Genomic DNA, 14,506 nt, shown 5'->3' with positions numbered 1-14,506 from the left:
GGTTAGTATGTCCAGACGCGTCATATATATTGTACTGGACGGTTTAAGTGATCTGGTAGCCCGTGAGCACATGGGCTACCTACTTGCTTTGACCGAAGCCAATATCGCCACTCACTATACCATTGCCTGTGAGCTGCCAGGGATTTCACGCCCCCTCTACGAGTGCCTATTAACAGGAGCCACACCGGTTGAAAGTGGCGTGCTGCACAATCAAGTGGTTCGCCTTAGTAATCAGACCAGCTTATTCGATCTGGCCCGTTCACAGGGGAAAACCACCGCAGCAGCGGCCTATCATTGGGTCAGTGAACTCTATAATAATGCCCCTTATGATCCCGTAAGAGATCGCATCACGTGTGCACCTGCGCTGCCGATCCAGTACGGGATGTTTTATCACAAAGATCATTATCCAGATGATCACTTATTTTTGGACGCCGAGTATCTGCGCCGTACTTATAACCCAGATTTACTCCTGATCCACCCGATGAACATTGACGATGCAGGCCACAAGTTCGCTTTTGATTCCAAGCAATATCGCAATCAAGCGCGTATGACGGATGGCATCTTGTCAAACTGGCTACCCAGCTGGTTAGAGCAGGGCTATCAGATCGTCATCACCGCCGATCATGGTATGAATAACGATTTTAGCCATGGCGGTGTCCTGCCAGAAGAACGCCAAGTGCCCTTGTTTGTAATGGGGGAGGTGTTTAGCCATGATAAGTTTGCCAGCCCTAAACAGACGCAATTGTGTGGCTTGGTCGCCGATATTCTCAAGCTACCTCATGACAAGCCGAACTGCCGAACCATGCTTAAGGACGTCCCGTGAACAATCGATTATGTCGTCCGTTTTTGGTGTTCATTCCTTTTTTCATCATCCTCGGTCTGTTTCAACTGGCCCCTTTGGTGTGGGTTGTTATCAACAGTTTCATCAATAACGATGGCCATTGGTCGCTGGCCAATTATCAGCAAGTGGTGAGTTCGCCATTCTACCGGCAGGCCTTTACCCATAGCTTTTTGGTATCGATTTTTTCTGCAGTGGCGGGTTTGCTTATCGCGACCATAGGCTGTGCCTCGCTCCGCCATATGCAGGGAAAAATACGCAATATCATGATTGCCTTTACCAATATGACCAGTAACTTCGCGGGTGTGCCGCTGGCGTTTGCTTTCATTATTGTCTTGGGCTTTAACGGGGCAATCACCTTGATTCTGCGCAAATGGGGATGGATAAACAGTTTTGATCTGTATGGTACCCAAGGCTTGTCCGTCGTCTATACCTATTTTCAGATTCCGCTTGCCATGTTGTTACTCTATCCCGCGTTTGATGCCTTAAAAGTTGATTGGGAGGAGGCAGCCAGTTTATTAGGCGCTTCTCACCGCTATTATTGGCAACATATTGCACTACCAGTTCTTAGCCCTGCGTTATTAGGCACCTTTATTATTTTGCTGGCCAATGGCTTAGGTACCTATGCAACGGCTTATACCCTGACCTCAGGTAACTACAATTTGGTTACGGTGCGTATTGCTAACTTGGTCGCAGGGGATTTATTTCTGCAACCCAATCTCGCCGCTGCGATTTCGGTCATCTTGATGTCCCTGTTAATTCTTATTACTTGTGTTAATCAATGGCTCGTTAAAAGGAGCTATCATGTCTACTAAACGTGCGATGGCTTATCACTATTCGGTTACCTGTTTTATCTATTTTCTGTTGCTCATTCCGTTGCTCGCCACCTTAGTCTATTCCCTATGTGATCAATGGGGTGCCACCATTTTGCCCTCTGGTTTTACTTTTAAATGGTACATTCAGCTTTGGACGGATCCACGCTTTCTCACGGCACTCTATCATTCCATGGCACTGGCCGTTGGCACGCTGATTCTCAGTGCCGTGTTAATAGTTCCTTGCGTGTTTGTGGTGTTTTACTACTATCCTAAACTCGATACTGGGCTGAACATTTTAACTCTGCTGCCATTTGCCATCCCCCCGGTGGTGTCATCCGTTGGCTTGTTGCAGCTTTATTCTGATTACCCATTACTGTTAACGGGTACTCCTTGGATTCTCGTCGGTTGTTATGTGGGCATTGCACTACCTTTTATCTACCGTGCCGTGAACAACAACCTACGCGCCCTAAACGTACATGACCTTATGGATGCCGCACGCTTGTTAGGCGCCAGCAGTACTCAAGCTTTTTTTAAATTGATTTTACCCAACATTCGTAAAGGCTTGATGGCGTCTTTATTTCTGTCCTTCTCTTTCCTAATTGGTGAGTTTGTCTTTGCTAACCTGCTGGCTGGCGCCAATTTTGAGACATTACAGGTCTATCTCTACAACATGCAGCAAAACAGCAGCCATTTTACTTCAGCATTGGTGATTTCCTATTTCTCCATCACCTTGATACTGACACTGCTAGCCACTCGATTTAACCGTTAGGACGTCATCCATGAATTCAGTTGCCATTTCCCAGTTAACAAAACGCTTTACTGAAAAAACGGTCTTCTCTGATATTAATTTAACCATTCAAGACGGCGAGTTTTTCACGCTATTAGGCCCCTCTGGCTGTGGTAAATCCACACTATTACGCTGTTTGGCAGGACTCACCCAAGTCGACAACGGAACCATACAATTAGGAGAACGGGACATCACTCACCTTGCTCCACAAAAACGAGATATTGGCATGGTGTTCCAAAGCTACGCGCTGTTTCCCAACCTCACGGTAAGAGAAAATGTCGCCTTCGGTTTACGCATTCAAAAGCTGGATACTAAGCAAATCAAACAGCGTGTCGATGACATCCTCGCACTGGTTGAGCTAGGAGAGTTTGCCGAGCGTTATCCTCATTCTTTATCAGGCGGTCAGCGCCAACGGGTAGCGTTAGCCCGCAGCTTAGTGGTACGCCCCAAAATGCTCTTACTAGATGAGCCCCTATCGGCACTTGATGCGCGTATTCGCAAGCATTTACGCCAGCAAATCTGTGCCATTCAAAGGGAGTTAAAACTCACAACGGTCTTCGTCACCCACGATCAAGAAGAAGCCTTGACCATGTCGGACCGTATTGCTTTGATGAACGAAGGTAAAATCATACAATGTGACCCACCGGAAAAGCTCTATATCGAACCAAGCTCCGACTTTACTGCTCGCTTTATGGGGCAATATAACGTGCTGGATGCCGATCAAGCGCAACAACTGTTTAAAGAAGCCTATCAAGGTTCGCTCGCGATTCGCCCTGAGTCGATTTATGTCTTTGAGGATAACCGACAATACGATGAGCGATTTTCAGAGAAAATTGCCGCCACCGTCAAAAGTCACCAATTACTGGGCTCCATCATCCGTTATCAACTGATCGCCAATAATGTTGAACTCACTGTCGATCTACTCAATCGTCACGCGGAACGACTATTTGATGTGGGAAGCGAACTCTCTATCTTGATTGATAAGTCGGCCATGCGTCATCTCTAATCTATAGCGAGTAGGAACAAATAGCCGAACGTTCTGAAGAACGGATACAGCTATATCACCCTCTATCAAGTCGCTGGATTCGCTGCAGCGGCTTGAATAGGAGTTGAGAAGCTCTTAGGGAAGGTCGTGACGATTCGAATTATAAGGAGGTAACCCCATATCTCGTTTAACAAAATCCGGGAGATGACGGGATGACTGCTGTATATTCTGCTCTTTACGATAGATTTCCTTATCTTTTCTTTTTTTCTTTTGGTCTTTATACCATTTGATTATTTTTTGGTTTAACCATAACAATAATGTCCACATAGCCTTCTCTCCTTGTCTGTAGGCTTGTATTATTAAAAAGAAATGCATAAAAAACGAACGTTGTATTCTTACGATATACATTAGAAAATCTTATATAACGCTGTTTTCGACCACCCCACATGGACGCCACCCATGAACACACGAGTCTCCCACCTTAAAGCCACACATTATTTCTGTATTGCCAGCCAAACCTTGAGTTACACCAAGGCAGCCCAGCAACTCCACGTTTCCCAAGCCGCCGTCAGCCAACAAATTCGCTTATTGGAAGACTATTTAGGGGTACCTTTGTTTTATCGTCATGGCCGGGAAATGCGCTTAACGCGCCAAGGGCAACACTTGTCATCCCACCTGACTCAAGCGTTTGATCATATTCAAAAAGGCTTAGACAGTGTCAAGCTCGAACCCTTAGAAGGGGTCCTGGAAGTATCGGGGTTACAGAGTTTCGTATCCTTATGGTTGATGCCCAGATTGTGGCGTTTCTCGGACCTGCACCAAGAAATTACAGTAAAGCTTTTTTCATCCGATGAACGAGAAGACATTCACTCCGGTAAAATAGACGTCATTATTGATAACAAGCTAACCAACGACAAAGAAGACATTGTTCAACAACGCTTATTATCTTCTGAGGTAATTCCTATTTGCTCGCCCTTATTAGAAGCTCGAATTGGTTTTTATCATGCGTCAGATCTATTGAAATGCTGGATGATTCAAGTTGATGATCCAGCCTATCAATGGAAGGTGTGGTTTGCTGAGCAGTCAATCTGTCCGATACGTACAGGCAATATTCCTTGGGCCGAAGTGAACTCTTGGTACATGGGCATCAGCGCAGTGAAAGCAGGGCACGGAGTGTTCCTATGCCCACGCTTTTTGGTGGAAGAAGAATTACAAGAAGGGACATTGGTAGAGGCCTTTCCTAAAGCCATTAATCAACCAATAGAATTCTACGCCACCTACGCAAAAAGCTCCCCGAAAAAAGCACGCATTGAAGCCTTTGTTGATTGGACACTCCTAGAAACCGAACGAAAAAATAAAAAGCCCTCGGCAGATCAACCCCATCAAGCTCTGCCTTGGCCCTAATGCAGTTTAGTCAGTGAATAAATCTAACGGAATAATCGCACCACGCTGCTGGATCACTTGCGCCGCTAAAGTATGTGCCTTGATAGCCGCTTCTTTAGGGTTAGCCCCCTGAAGAAGCCCTGCGATATAGCCACCATTGAATGAATCTCCAGCACCAGTGGTATCAATCGGTGTAATACCTGATAGGGCAGGCACGAGCGTTTTCTCTGACGCAATAAAGCAACCTTTTGCCCCCATTTTGACAATCACATCACCAGCTCCCTGTGCTAACCAGAAAGCCGTCACCGTATCGGCGCTATTTAGGTCCTGCAGTGCCTCTTCGTCTTCTAGGGTCGTGATGACAATCGCTCCCGTTTTCGCTAGGGCTTGGAAGCTTGCTAATGCGTCGCGTTTTGATTCCCATAAAGCGGGGCGATAATTCGGATCAAAAATCACCTGACGACCCTGTTCTTTCAACGTATCGATTAACAACGCTCGATCATTAGGCGGTAAGATCGCCAACGAAATACCCGATAGATAAACCGTTGAGAAGGATTCTAACGACGCCAACAAACGATGACCCTCTTGCCCTTGGAACAGGCTTTTCGCCGCCGATTGTGAACGCCAATAGGTAAAATAGCGCTCCCCGTGGACATCGTTTTCGACTAAATAAAGCCCCACAGTGCGATCATCCATCTGACGGATGTATTGTGTATCAAGGCCCGCGTTTTCTAAGGTTTGCACAAGTTCCTGACTCAACGCATCCTTACCAACAGCGGTCATATAACTAACACGTTCACCTGTACCTAAAATATGCTTCAAATAGTAAGCTGTATTGAAAGTGTCCCCAGCGAAGCCTTTTTTTAATTGGTCAGGCTGATCCGATGCCATCAGTTCCACCATGCATTCACCAATGCAGACCACAGAACAATGTGTCATTGTGTGTTTTCCTCTTGCAAAACATATCGCTTTAACGCGAACTCCACACCGCGAATTTCTGCCAAGCCCTTCATTCGACCTAGCGCAGAATACCCAGGCTTCGATTCTCGACGTAAATCGTCCATGATTTGATGGCCGTGGTCAGGGCGTAAGGGAATAGGGTGATGCAATCCCAATGATCGACGACGTTGCTCCTCTTTTAACAACACCAGCATCACATCCGCAATATCAGCGTTGCCTTCTAAATGGGCCGCTTCATGGAAGCTGCCCCAAGTGTCTTCTCGTTGCGTGGAACGTAGGTGGGTAAAGTAAATCCGCTCAGCGAAACTGGTGGCCATATCACATAATGCATTATCTTCACGGACGCCATAAGACCCAGTGCAAAAGGTTAAACCATTGGTCATGGAAGGCACCCGTTGAATCAACCATTCAATATCGTCTTTTGTCGACACAATGCGCGGCAACCCAAACAAAGGGCGCGGTGGGTCATCCGGATGAACCGCCAAATGCACACCACAGCGTTCGGCAATGGGGACAATCTCATCTAAAAAGAGGCCAAAATTTTCTCTTAATGTGGCTTTATCAATGCCATCGTAAGCGGCTAAGGCCTCGCGGAAGTTGTCCAAAGTATAGCTTTCTTCTGCCCCAGGTAAGCCCGCTAGGATAGTGCCAATTAAAACGTCCTTTTGCTCTTGCGTTAATTGCTCAACATACTGCTTGGCGGCGTGTATTTCCACGTCCGTATAGGTGTTTTCACTACCAGATCGCTGCAAGATAAATAGGTCAAACGCGGCAAAAGCAGTTTGATCAAAACGCAGCGCGCGGGAGCCATCTGGTAGGGAATAGGTTAAATCAGTACGTGTCCAATCCAAGACGGGCATAAAGTTATAGCACACCGTGGTTACACCACACTCCGCCAAGTTTTGAACACTCTGGGCATAATTCTGAATGTAGGTTTGGTAATGACCAGTGCGTTGTTTAATATCCTCATGCACAGGAATACTTTCAACCACAGACCAGCGCATGCCGGCCTGCTCAATCGTGTTTTTAACCTTTTGGATAGCCTCAGTAGGCCACACTTCCCCATTAGGAATATGGTGCAATGCAGTGACAATGCCCGTTACACCCGCTTGTCGAATATCCTGTAATGAGATGGGATCCTGCTCCCCAAACCAGCGCCATGTATGTTCCATAGTAAACTCTCTTGTTTTTATTGAGACATTCCAGCAATTAGTCAAATACTTTTAATAGCTTGAATGGATAAGTTCTTGAACACGCGTTTTGTTGATCAGTGCGCTAAAATAATGAACCATTCGACTCACACAGTCGCTATCGGAACGAATCTCAACTGGAAAAATATCGTCACGCGATAAGCACGCAGTCACTAACTCAGATGCGGTAGCGTTGGGCTGTTTCATAATGTTAAATAGGTCACTTTCTAACGGATCATTAATGGATCGTTGAGCTTTTTCCGCTAAGTAGATAAATGCCATCCAACCAGCAATGCCAAGCTCGATGGCGGGGGTTTTATGGAATAACCCCCGCTGTTCGACAAGCGTGCCTAACCAGCGCTGAGGCAGCTTTTGACTGCCATCCATCGCGATTTGAATTAGCTGATGTTGCAGACTGTCATTTTTGAAACGAGCAATTAGCCGCTGATAATAATCAGTCAACATAGATTCAGGGAAACCGGACAGCGTCGGCGCCACTTCCTTAAGCATAAAGCCCTCAAGCAAGCGACCAATCGCCTCGTCCTGCATAGCTTGTGCCACGGTTTTATAGCCAGCTAGAGAGCCAAGATAAGCCAGCAATGAATGGCTACCGTTGAGCATGCGTAACTTCATCATTTCATACTGGGCAACATCATCGACCATTTCTACACCAACGTCTTCCCATTTAGGTCGGCCAGCAGGAAAATGGTCTTCTACTACCCATTGGCTAAATTGCTCACACTTCACTACTGTTGGTTCGCTAATGCCAGTGTCCCGTTCAATGTCGGCTAAGTCTTCTGGGGTGACCGCTGGCACAATGCGATCGACCATCGAACTTGGAAACGCCACATGGCTCTCAATCCATTGCGCTAAGGCTGGATTCTGAGCATGCGCCAAGGCCACCACCGCATTTTTGGTTCGCTTACCGTTATGGGGCATATTATCGCAAGATAAGACGGTAAACGGCGGCATACCTTTCTCACGACGTAGCTTTAACGCCACCACGATAAAGCCTAAAGCGGTTTTTGGGGTATCGGGTGAAGCAATATCATGCTGAATATCCGGGTTGTCCACTAGCAATGCTCCAGTTGACGGTGCTAAGTAGTAGCCTTTTTCCGTCACCGTTAACGTCACTATCTTGATATGCGGTGCCACCAGAGTATTGATCAGGTCGAGGCCGCCTTCCTTCGTGCCACTAAACAGCGTCTGTTTTATCGCTTTAATGGAACGGATGGTAAGATGTTGGCTGTCAGCGTATTCAATCACTTGGTATTGATTATTCGCTTTGTTCAGTTGCTCCACCAGCTGATAATTGGAGCGAATATTCGCACTGGCAATCATCCAATCACCACCGTGTAATGCCAATACTTGCTCTCCATACACCGCTTGATGGGCACGATGAAATGCCCCAAGCCCAATATGGACAATGCCTACTTGATGTTTTGATGGATCAAGAGAACTCGGAATCGTATTAATTTGCATAGTAAAAGCGCTCTTAATGAATGAGTGACGGCAACCATAAAGACACTGCAGGGATATAAGACACAAGCAGTAAAACAATTAGGTTACAGATTAGAAAAGGCCAAATGGCTTTCACCACTTTGGTCATGGGCAATTCACCAATGCCAGCGGCAACAAAGAGACACACACCAACGGGTGGCGTCGTCAGGCCAATAATCAAGTTCAGTACGGCCATCACACCGAAGTGAATAGGGTCCATTCCAACCCCTTCCGCAACTTTTAACAAGGCAGGAAAGAGAATGATCAACGCTGCAATGGTTTCCATAAAGCCGCCCACTATCAGCAGCACAATATTGATAATGAGAATAACGACATAAGGGTTTTTGCTGATATCAAAGATGGCATTGGCCAACATTTGTGGAAGCTGCTCACTGGTCAAAATCCAGCCAAACAAATTGGCCATGCCAACTAAAAGCAACAAGCTTGCCGAGCTCATAGCCGTATCCACAAGCAACTTAGGCAGATTTTTCCAAGTAATGCCCTTATAAACAAACATACCAACGACAAAGGCATACAAACTGGCCATGATCGAGGCTTCGGTTGGCGTAAAAAGTCCACCGATAATCCCATAGAGGATGATAAAGGTCATCAATAGGGCCCAAAAAGCTCCTTTACCAACCGACAGAACCTCACGAAAGGTCGCTTTTTTCTCACGGGGGTACTGACGTTTCACGGCGATAATGTAGGCCGTTATCATCATCGCAAGCCCCAATAAAAAGCCAGGAACAACACCTGCGAGAAACATTTTGCCAACCGATATACCGCTTAAAGAACCAACAATGATCATTGGCACACTAGGAGGAATGATCGGTCCAACCGTCGAGGAAGCCGCCGTTACAGCCGCCGCGAAGGATTTGTCATAACCGCTGCGTGTCATCCCCGGAATCATCACGGCACCAATACTGGCAGTATCTGCCACGGCAGTTCCAGAGATACCACCAAAGATCATCGAACCACCCACATTGGCCAAGCCTAAACCACCACGAATATGGCCCAACAAGGCATTACTAAAGCGAATAATATAGTCCGTTATATTCCCCACATTCATTAAATTCCCTGCAAGGATAAAACCGGGAATACACAGCAATACAAAGGAATCCATTCCCGCATACAAACGCTGAGGAACGATGGTCAGCGAAATCCCAGCCAGCATTAAGTAACTCAATGAAGAGATACCCAAGCAAAAAACGATGGGCACACCAATCAATAATAAAGAAAAGAACACAGCAAAAAGAACGAATGTATCCATTATGACTCTGCTCCTTGGTTATCGCGATCAAGCAGCAAAAATAGTGCGCAGACCACACTGTAAAAGACGGTTACACAGAAAAACACGTACACAGACATAAAGATCCACGACATAGGGATTTCTAGAGTAGGGGAGGTTTGCCAGCGACCTATCATCACGTACTTCAAGGCAAACGGTAAAATATAATAGGCAAAACCGCCGATCAGAACATGGCAAAAAATCTGATAAGCTTTATGCCATGCAGGAGGTAACGCCCAATGGAACAGCTCTAAACGAACATGGCGATTATGTCGAATCACCAACCCCGAACTAAACACAATTAGATAAAGAAACAGATAGCGAGACAGCTCTTCTGTCCAAATAGGAGAGGAAGGAAGCATAAAACGTGATACGACTTGAATAATCACGACCACCACTATGCCCAATAAAGCAGACACAGCAAGGGTTGCAAAAACCCAATCCGTTATTCTGACCAGCCACCTTAACCCTTGCACAAGCTTCATAAGCCTTATTCTCAACGTCGAATGATTACCAACAATGTCACAGCACTTTCCTCACAAAAAGCCCCCATTACTCAGGTAATAGGGACACCACTTTTTGAGATTAGATTTTGTTATAAAGTGCAAGTTGCTCAGGTGTTAAAGACTCTTTTACTGCTTCTTTCGCCTTGGCTTTAAAAGCTGCCACATCCGATTTCACAAAGATCATTCCATGTTTTTCAAGGGTCTTTCTTAAATTGGCTTCATCAGAGGCAAACATACTATGCTCGTAGTTTTGCATCTTTTTCGCCGCATCTAACACCACCGCCTGCAGATCCTTCGGCATGCTGTTAAACTTATCTTGGCCAATAACCACATAGATCCAGCTACGCACATGGCCCGTTAGGTCGACGTATTTTTGCACCTCATAAAAACTCGCACTGTTAATCAAGCTCAGAGGGTTTTCTTGCGCATCAATCGTGTGTTGCTGAAGTGCTGTAAACACCTCGCTGAATGCCATAGGTATTGGTTTTGCCCCCAATTTTTGCCATACCTTCACAAACAAAGGTACGTTCGGTACTCGAAGTTTCAAGCCATCTAAGTCGCTCGGTTCAATGATTTTGCGGTTTGAGGTAAGGTAGCGAGGACCACGTTCAAACCAAGCAATCGGCTTAAGACCAGTACGCTGTTCAATTTGTTGCTTAATTTCTTTACCTACTTCGCCATCGACCACCTGTTTCATCTGTTTAGAACTGGTAATAGCATAGGGAACGGCCAGTAACGCGGCTTTAGGTGCCCAGTTTTGCAAGGATTCCCCGGTGATGGTCATATCCGCCGTACCCAGTTGAATGCTATTGATCACATCCATTTCTTTACCCAACTGCTCATTAGGGTAAAGTTTTACTTTGATACGCCCATGTGATTCTTGCTCGGCGACTTGTTTGAACTTAATCGCTGCTTTCCCCCAAATGTTTTGGTTATTAACTGGGTAGCCAAATTTCAATGTGAAATCCGCTGCATGAGCAAAGCCAGTTAGCAAAACGGAAGACACTAAAACGGCGTTAAATATAGGTCTGATCATCGGTAGCTCCATTTTTATTATTAGATTTTATTGGTTTATTTACTCATCTCCACAAGCACTTTGCGAGTCAGTTCAGGGTGGTTTTCCATTAGCTGAATCCCTTCAGAGATACTGTCTAATGAGATGCGGTGGCTAATAAGCGCGAGTGGATCCAAACGGCCAGTTGAAATCATTTCCAGCACATAAGGAAAACGTTTGTTATTCAGACGAGAGCCCACAATGGTTAGCTCTTTTTTAATCACTTCAATTTGTGCCAGATCACTCGGCGTCGCACTAAAACCTAACAAGCCAACACGGCCAGCAGGGCAAGCAATGCGTAGAATTTCAGGCAATAAGGCGGGGATGCAAGCCGCATCAGCAATCAAAGGTACACCTTCTCCGTTCATCCATTCTTGGATACAGTCCTCTACCTTTTGCTCTTTGCTGTTAATGGTGTCAGTCGCGCCCAAGGACTTGGCGGCGGCTAATCGCTCCTCAACAATGTCAGTGACAATAATGCGCTCAATGCCCATGGCCTTAGCCACTTGCACAATAGTCAAACCGATCACTCCTGCACCATAGACCAGCAAGGTATCCCCAGGAATGGGCGCCATACGAGAGAGCACATTCGCAGCAATAGAGTAAGGCTCCACTAATGCGGCCTGTTCAAGGCTCACATTGTCAGGCAGCTTTATAACATTGCTGGCAGGGGCACTGGTAAACTCACCAAAACCACCATTACGGTGCACGCCAAATACTTGTAAGTTAGCGCACACATTCGAACGGCCAGCTCGACAGGCATAACATTTCCCGCAACCAATAACCGGATCGACACAGACATGATCGCCAACCGATACATGGTCAACGCCGTCTCCTACCGCCGCTACGACACCGGAAAACTCATGACCCGTAATGCGAGGAAACTGCACAAAGGGGTTCTGTCCATGAATGATATGGAGATCAGACCCACAGATCCCAGCAAAAGAGGTTTTGATTAACACTTCTCCCGCTTCAACAACAGGTCTATCTATATCGATCAGAGCATAGTCATTAACGTTTGCAACTTGGAAAGCTTTCATAATCGGTTACCAATTCCAGATGGTGCCATCTTCCAAGCGATTTACCGGAAGATAAGCAGGTTGATAGGGATATTTCGCTGCTAACACTTCATCAATATCAACGCCGTGGCCCGGCACTTCCCCAGGCGTAAAGAAGCCGTCGTTAAATTGATAGGCATGCGGAAATACAAGATCGGTTTCTTCTGTGTGGGGCATGTGCTCTTGAATACCAAAATTTGGTACCCAAGAATCAAAGTGCAATGCGGCCCCCATCGTGATCGGCGACAAATCCGTCGCACCATGAAAACCAGTTTTGACATGAAAATTAGCGGCAAAATCGGCAATACGACGCACATTGGTGATACCACCCGCGTGACTAATGGTAGCTCGAAGATAATCGATCAATTGCCTTTGGATCAGCTCCTGACAGTCAGACAGGCTGTTAAATACCTCGCCGATCGCCAATGGCGTAGTCGTATGCTGACGAATCCATTCATAAGAAGACTGATTTTCTACTGGTGTACAGTCTTCTAGCCAGAATAGGTGATAAGGCTCGACGTCTTTACCTAATCGGCCTGCTTGAATTGGCGTCAGGCGATGATGAACATCATGAAGAATATGTAGATCCTCACCAAATTCTTTGCGAACGGCGGCAAATAAAGAAGGGACGTGATTTAGGTATTTCTCAGTCGACCAAACATGTTCGGCAGGTAAGGAAGAGTCCGCTGGTTCATATGGCTGACCAGGGGTTTTCGATACACCATAGGTGGTTGGTATACCAGGAATCCCGCATTGAACTCGTACTGCTTTGTAACCTCTATCAACATGCTTTTGGACTTCTTCAAGACAAGAATCAATATCTAGCCCTGTCGCGTGCCCATACACCATGACTTTATCGCGACTTTTCCCACCGAGTAGTTGGTACAGTGGCATACCAGCCACTTTGGCTTTAATGTCCCATAAGGCCACATCAACAGCCGCGATAGATGTCATCCCAACAGGGCCACGGCGCCAATAAGCGCCTCTATATAAGTATTGCCAGATATCTTCTATACGATGGGGATCTTTGCCAATAAGGGTAGGAATGACATGATCTTCAAGGTAAGCAACGACGGACTTTTCACGGCCATTTAACGTAGCATCACCGATTCCGTATACGCCCTCGTCCGTCTCAATTTTTATAGTAACCAGATTACGACCAGGGCAGGTTACAATCACTTTTGCAGAACAAATTTTCATAAAAGGTACCTGATTATTTTTTTTGGTATACCAAAATAAGAAATTGCACTAAACTTAACGGAATAAAAAGCAAAAAACAAGACCAAAATTCAAATTTGGCATACCAATATAATCAATAAGCCCTTGATATTTTGTAGTCTTATTGATTTTATTAACAAAATTAGAAAATTGGCATACCAAAACAACTAAACAAAAGACAGTACTATGGCAGAACGACTTTATAGAGAGATCGGCGAAAAAATAAAATTGGAAATCATAAAATCCAAACTAAAAGTAGGGGATAAACTGCCGACAGAGCGCATCTACGCAGAACTGTTTGGTGTGAGCAGAACCCTAGTAAGGGAAGCCTTCATTATGCTGGAGATAGAAAAGCTAATTGAGGTAAAAAAAGGCTCTGGCAGCTATTTAAAAAGCCAGATATCCAACCAGCAAAGCAGTAAAATCTCGGATGTGGGTCCCTTTGAGTTACTGCAAGCCAGACAAGTACTGGAAAGCTCCATTGCAGCCTGTGCCGCACACTCCATTACCAAAGCAGACTTGAACGCACTACAGGTAACATTGGATTTAGAAAGCTCGGAGCTTAACTCAGTCGAAAAAGCCAATGCGGCAGACCGAGATTTCCATCTTTTAATTGCCAAAGCAACGCAAAACACCTTATTGCTGGATACCGCTACCCGCTTGTGGGATATGCGGGATGAAAACTCCATGTGGCAACAGCTACATGAGCGTATAAAAGATTCGTCATACCATGGCAAATGGTTGGATGATCATCAGCAAGTATTTGATCAACTCAGAAAACGCAATGCTGAGGGTGCAAGACAGGCTATGTGGCAACATTTAGAGAACGTGAAACAAACCTTGTTTGAACTATCTGATACAGATGCTCCCAATTTTGATGGGTATTTATTTGCCACTCCACAGCATTAATTCGTACGGGATCTC

14 protein-coding genes are annotated in these 14,506 nt (G+C 45.7%); 6 read left to right on the top strand and 8 right to left on the bottom strand.

Annotation, left to right across the window (positions count from 1 at the left end; all coding sequences use genetic code 11):
- Positions 1 to 7: 7 nt before the first annotated feature.
- The 5 genes from AC0VYI_RS00295 (at position 8) to AC0VYI_RS00275 (ending at position 4,829) form a co-directional block, all read left to right on the top strand.
- Positions 8 to 823 (top strand): alkaline phosphatase family protein, encoded by an 816-nt coding sequence (locus AC0VYI_RS00295; protein ID WP_475446474.1) that lies wholly within the window; start codon positions 8 to 10, stop codon positions 821 to 823.
- Entirely contained in the window at positions 820 to 1,653 is an 834-nt protein-coding gene (locus AC0VYI_RS00290) for an ABC transporter permease (protein ID WP_475446472.1), read from the top strand. Before AC0VYI_RS00295 ends, AC0VYI_RS00290 begins: the two co-directional genes overlap by 4 nt.
- Complete coding sequence (locus tag AC0VYI_RS00285; protein WP_475446470.1) at positions 1,643 to 2,422, top strand: ABC transporter permease; 780 nt, start codon at positions 1,643 to 1,645, stop codon at positions 2,420 to 2,422. The genes AC0VYI_RS00290 and AC0VYI_RS00285 overlap by 11 nt, the downstream gene beginning before the upstream one ends.
- Positions 2,423 to 2,432: 10 nt before the next feature.
- Positions 2,433 to 3,446 (top strand): ABC transporter ATP-binding protein, encoded by a 1,014-nt coding sequence (locus AC0VYI_RS00280; RefSeq protein WP_475446468.1) that lies wholly within the window; start codon positions 2,433 to 2,435, stop codon positions 3,444 to 3,446.
- Positions 3,447 to 3,884: 438 nt separating this feature from the next.
- On the top strand, positions 3,885 to 4,829 hold the full coding sequence (locus AC0VYI_RS00275) for a LysR substrate-binding domain-containing protein (protein ID WP_475446466.1): 945 nt from the start codon (positions 3,885 to 3,887) through the stop codon (positions 4,827 to 4,829).
- A gap of 6 nt (positions 4,830 to 4,835) precedes the next feature.
- On the opposite strand, the gene AC0VYI_RS00270 is transcribed toward AC0VYI_RS00275, so the two are convergent.
- The 8 genes from AC0VYI_RS00270 to manD form a co-directional block, all read right to left on the bottom strand.
- On the bottom strand, positions 4,836 to 5,747 hold the full coding sequence (locus AC0VYI_RS00270) for a sugar kinase (protein WP_475446464.1): 912 nt from the start codon (positions 5,745 to 5,747) through the stop codon (positions 4,836 to 4,838).
- Positions 5,744 to 6,940 (bottom strand): mannonate dehydratase, encoded by a 1,197-nt coding sequence (uxuA, locus tag AC0VYI_RS00265; protein ID WP_475446462.1) that lies wholly within the window; start codon positions 6,938 to 6,940, stop codon positions 5,744 to 5,746. The genes AC0VYI_RS00270 and uxuA overlap by 4 nt, the downstream gene beginning before the upstream one ends.
- Positions 6,941 to 6,991: 51 nt before the next feature.
- Positions 6,992 to 8,440 carry a mannitol dehydrogenase family protein gene (locus tag AC0VYI_RS00260; protein ID WP_475446460.1) on the bottom strand — a complete coding sequence of 483 codons (1,449 nt, stop codon included), beginning with the start codon at positions 8,438 to 8,440 and terminating at the stop codon, positions 6,992 to 6,994.
- 13 nt (positions 8,441 to 8,453) lie between these two features.
- Positions 8,454 to 9,728, bottom strand: coding sequence for a TRAP transporter large permease (locus tag AC0VYI_RS00255; protein WP_067011863.1), 1,275 nt, complete (start codon positions 9,726 to 9,728; stop codon positions 8,454 to 8,456).
- Positions 9,728 to 10,231: a TRAP transporter small permease gene (locus AC0VYI_RS00250; protein ID WP_067011861.1), complete on the bottom strand. Its 504-nt coding sequence runs from the start codon at positions 10,229 to 10,231 to the stop codon at positions 9,728 to 9,730. The genes AC0VYI_RS00255 and AC0VYI_RS00250 overlap by 1 nt, the downstream gene beginning before the upstream one ends.
- A 100-nt stretch (positions 10,232 to 10,331) precedes the next feature.
- Positions 10,332 to 11,288: a TRAP transporter substrate-binding protein gene (locus tag AC0VYI_RS00245; protein WP_475446459.1), complete on the bottom strand. Its 957-nt coding sequence runs from the start codon at positions 11,286 to 11,288 to the stop codon at positions 10,332 to 10,334.
- A 35-nt stretch (positions 11,289 to 11,323) separates the two neighbouring features.
- Positions 11,324 to 12,346, bottom strand: a complete 1,023-nt coding sequence (locus AC0VYI_RS00240) for a Zn-dependent oxidoreductase (RefSeq protein WP_475446458.1) — start codon at positions 12,344 to 12,346, stop codon at positions 11,324 to 11,326.
- Positions 12,347 to 12,352: 6 nt separating this feature from the next.
- A complete protein-coding gene (gene manD, locus AC0VYI_RS00235; RefSeq protein WP_067011846.1) occupies positions 12,353 to 13,564 on the bottom strand; it encodes a D-mannonate dehydratase ManD in 1,212 nt (403 codons plus the stop codon).
- Between the two features lie 204 nt (positions 13,565 to 13,768).
- Here manD and AC0VYI_RS00230 point away from each other — a divergent pair, with 204 nt between their 5' ends.
- Positions 13,769 to 14,491, top strand: coding sequence for an FCD domain-containing protein (locus AC0VYI_RS00230; RefSeq protein ID WP_475446456.1), 723 nt, complete (start codon positions 13,769 to 13,771; stop codon positions 14,489 to 14,491).
- Positions 14,492 to 14,506: the final 15 nt, after the last annotated feature.

The organism is Marinomonas sp. 63XJN7_9_ISO-PGPR-S23-217, from assembly GCF_056173515.1.
The sequence above is the reverse complement of the archived record's forward strand: the minus strand, read 5'-3'. Positions and strand labels throughout refer to the sequence as shown.

Coding starts and splice junctions, on each gene's coding strand:
- AC0VYI_RS00295 (WP_475446474.1), top strand. CDS start 8: ATGTCCAGACGCGTCATATATATTGTACTGGACGGTTTAAGTGATCTG.
- AC0VYI_RS00285 (WP_475446470.1), top strand. CDS start 1,643: ATGTCTACTAAACGTGCGATGGCTTATCACTATTCGGTTACCTGTTTT.
- AC0VYI_RS00280 (WP_475446468.1), top strand. CDS start 2,433: ATGAATTCAGTTGCCATTTCCCAGTTAACAAAACGCTTTACTGAAAAA.
- AC0VYI_RS00275 (WP_475446466.1), top strand. CDS start 3,885: ATGAACACACGAGTCTCCCACCTTAAAGCCACACATTATTTCTGTATT.
- AC0VYI_RS00270 (WP_475446464.1), bottom strand. CDS start 5,747: ATGACACATTGTTCTGTGGTCTGCATTGGTGAATGCATGGTGGAACTG.
- uxuA (WP_475446462.1), bottom strand. CDS start 6,940: ATGGAACATACATGGCGCTGGTTTGGGGAGCAGGATCCCATCTCATTA.
- AC0VYI_RS00260 (WP_475446460.1), bottom strand. CDS start 8,440: ATGCAAATTAATACGATTCCGAGTTCTCTTGATCCATCAAAACATCAA.
- AC0VYI_RS00255 (WP_067011863.1), bottom strand. CDS start 9,728: ATGGATACATTCGTTCTTTTTGCTGTGTTCTTTTCTTTATTATTGATT.
- AC0VYI_RS00250 (WP_067011861.1), bottom strand. CDS start 10,231: ATGAAGCTTGTGCAAGGGTTAAGGTGGCTGGTCAGAATAACGGATTGG.
- AC0VYI_RS00245 (WP_475446459.1), bottom strand. CDS start 11,288: ATGATCAGACCTATATTTAACGCCGTTTTAGTGTCTTCCGTTTTGCTA.
- AC0VYI_RS00240 (WP_475446458.1), bottom strand. CDS start 12,346: ATGAAAGCTTTCCAAGTTGCAAACGTTAATGACTATGCTCTGATCGAT.
- manD (WP_067011846.1), bottom strand. CDS start 13,564: ATGAAAATTTGTTCTGCAAAAGTGATTGTAACCTGCCCTGGTCGTAAT.
- AC0VYI_RS00230 (WP_475446456.1), top strand. CDS start 13,769: ATGGCAGAACGACTTTATAGAGAGATCGGCGAAAAAATAAAATTGGAA.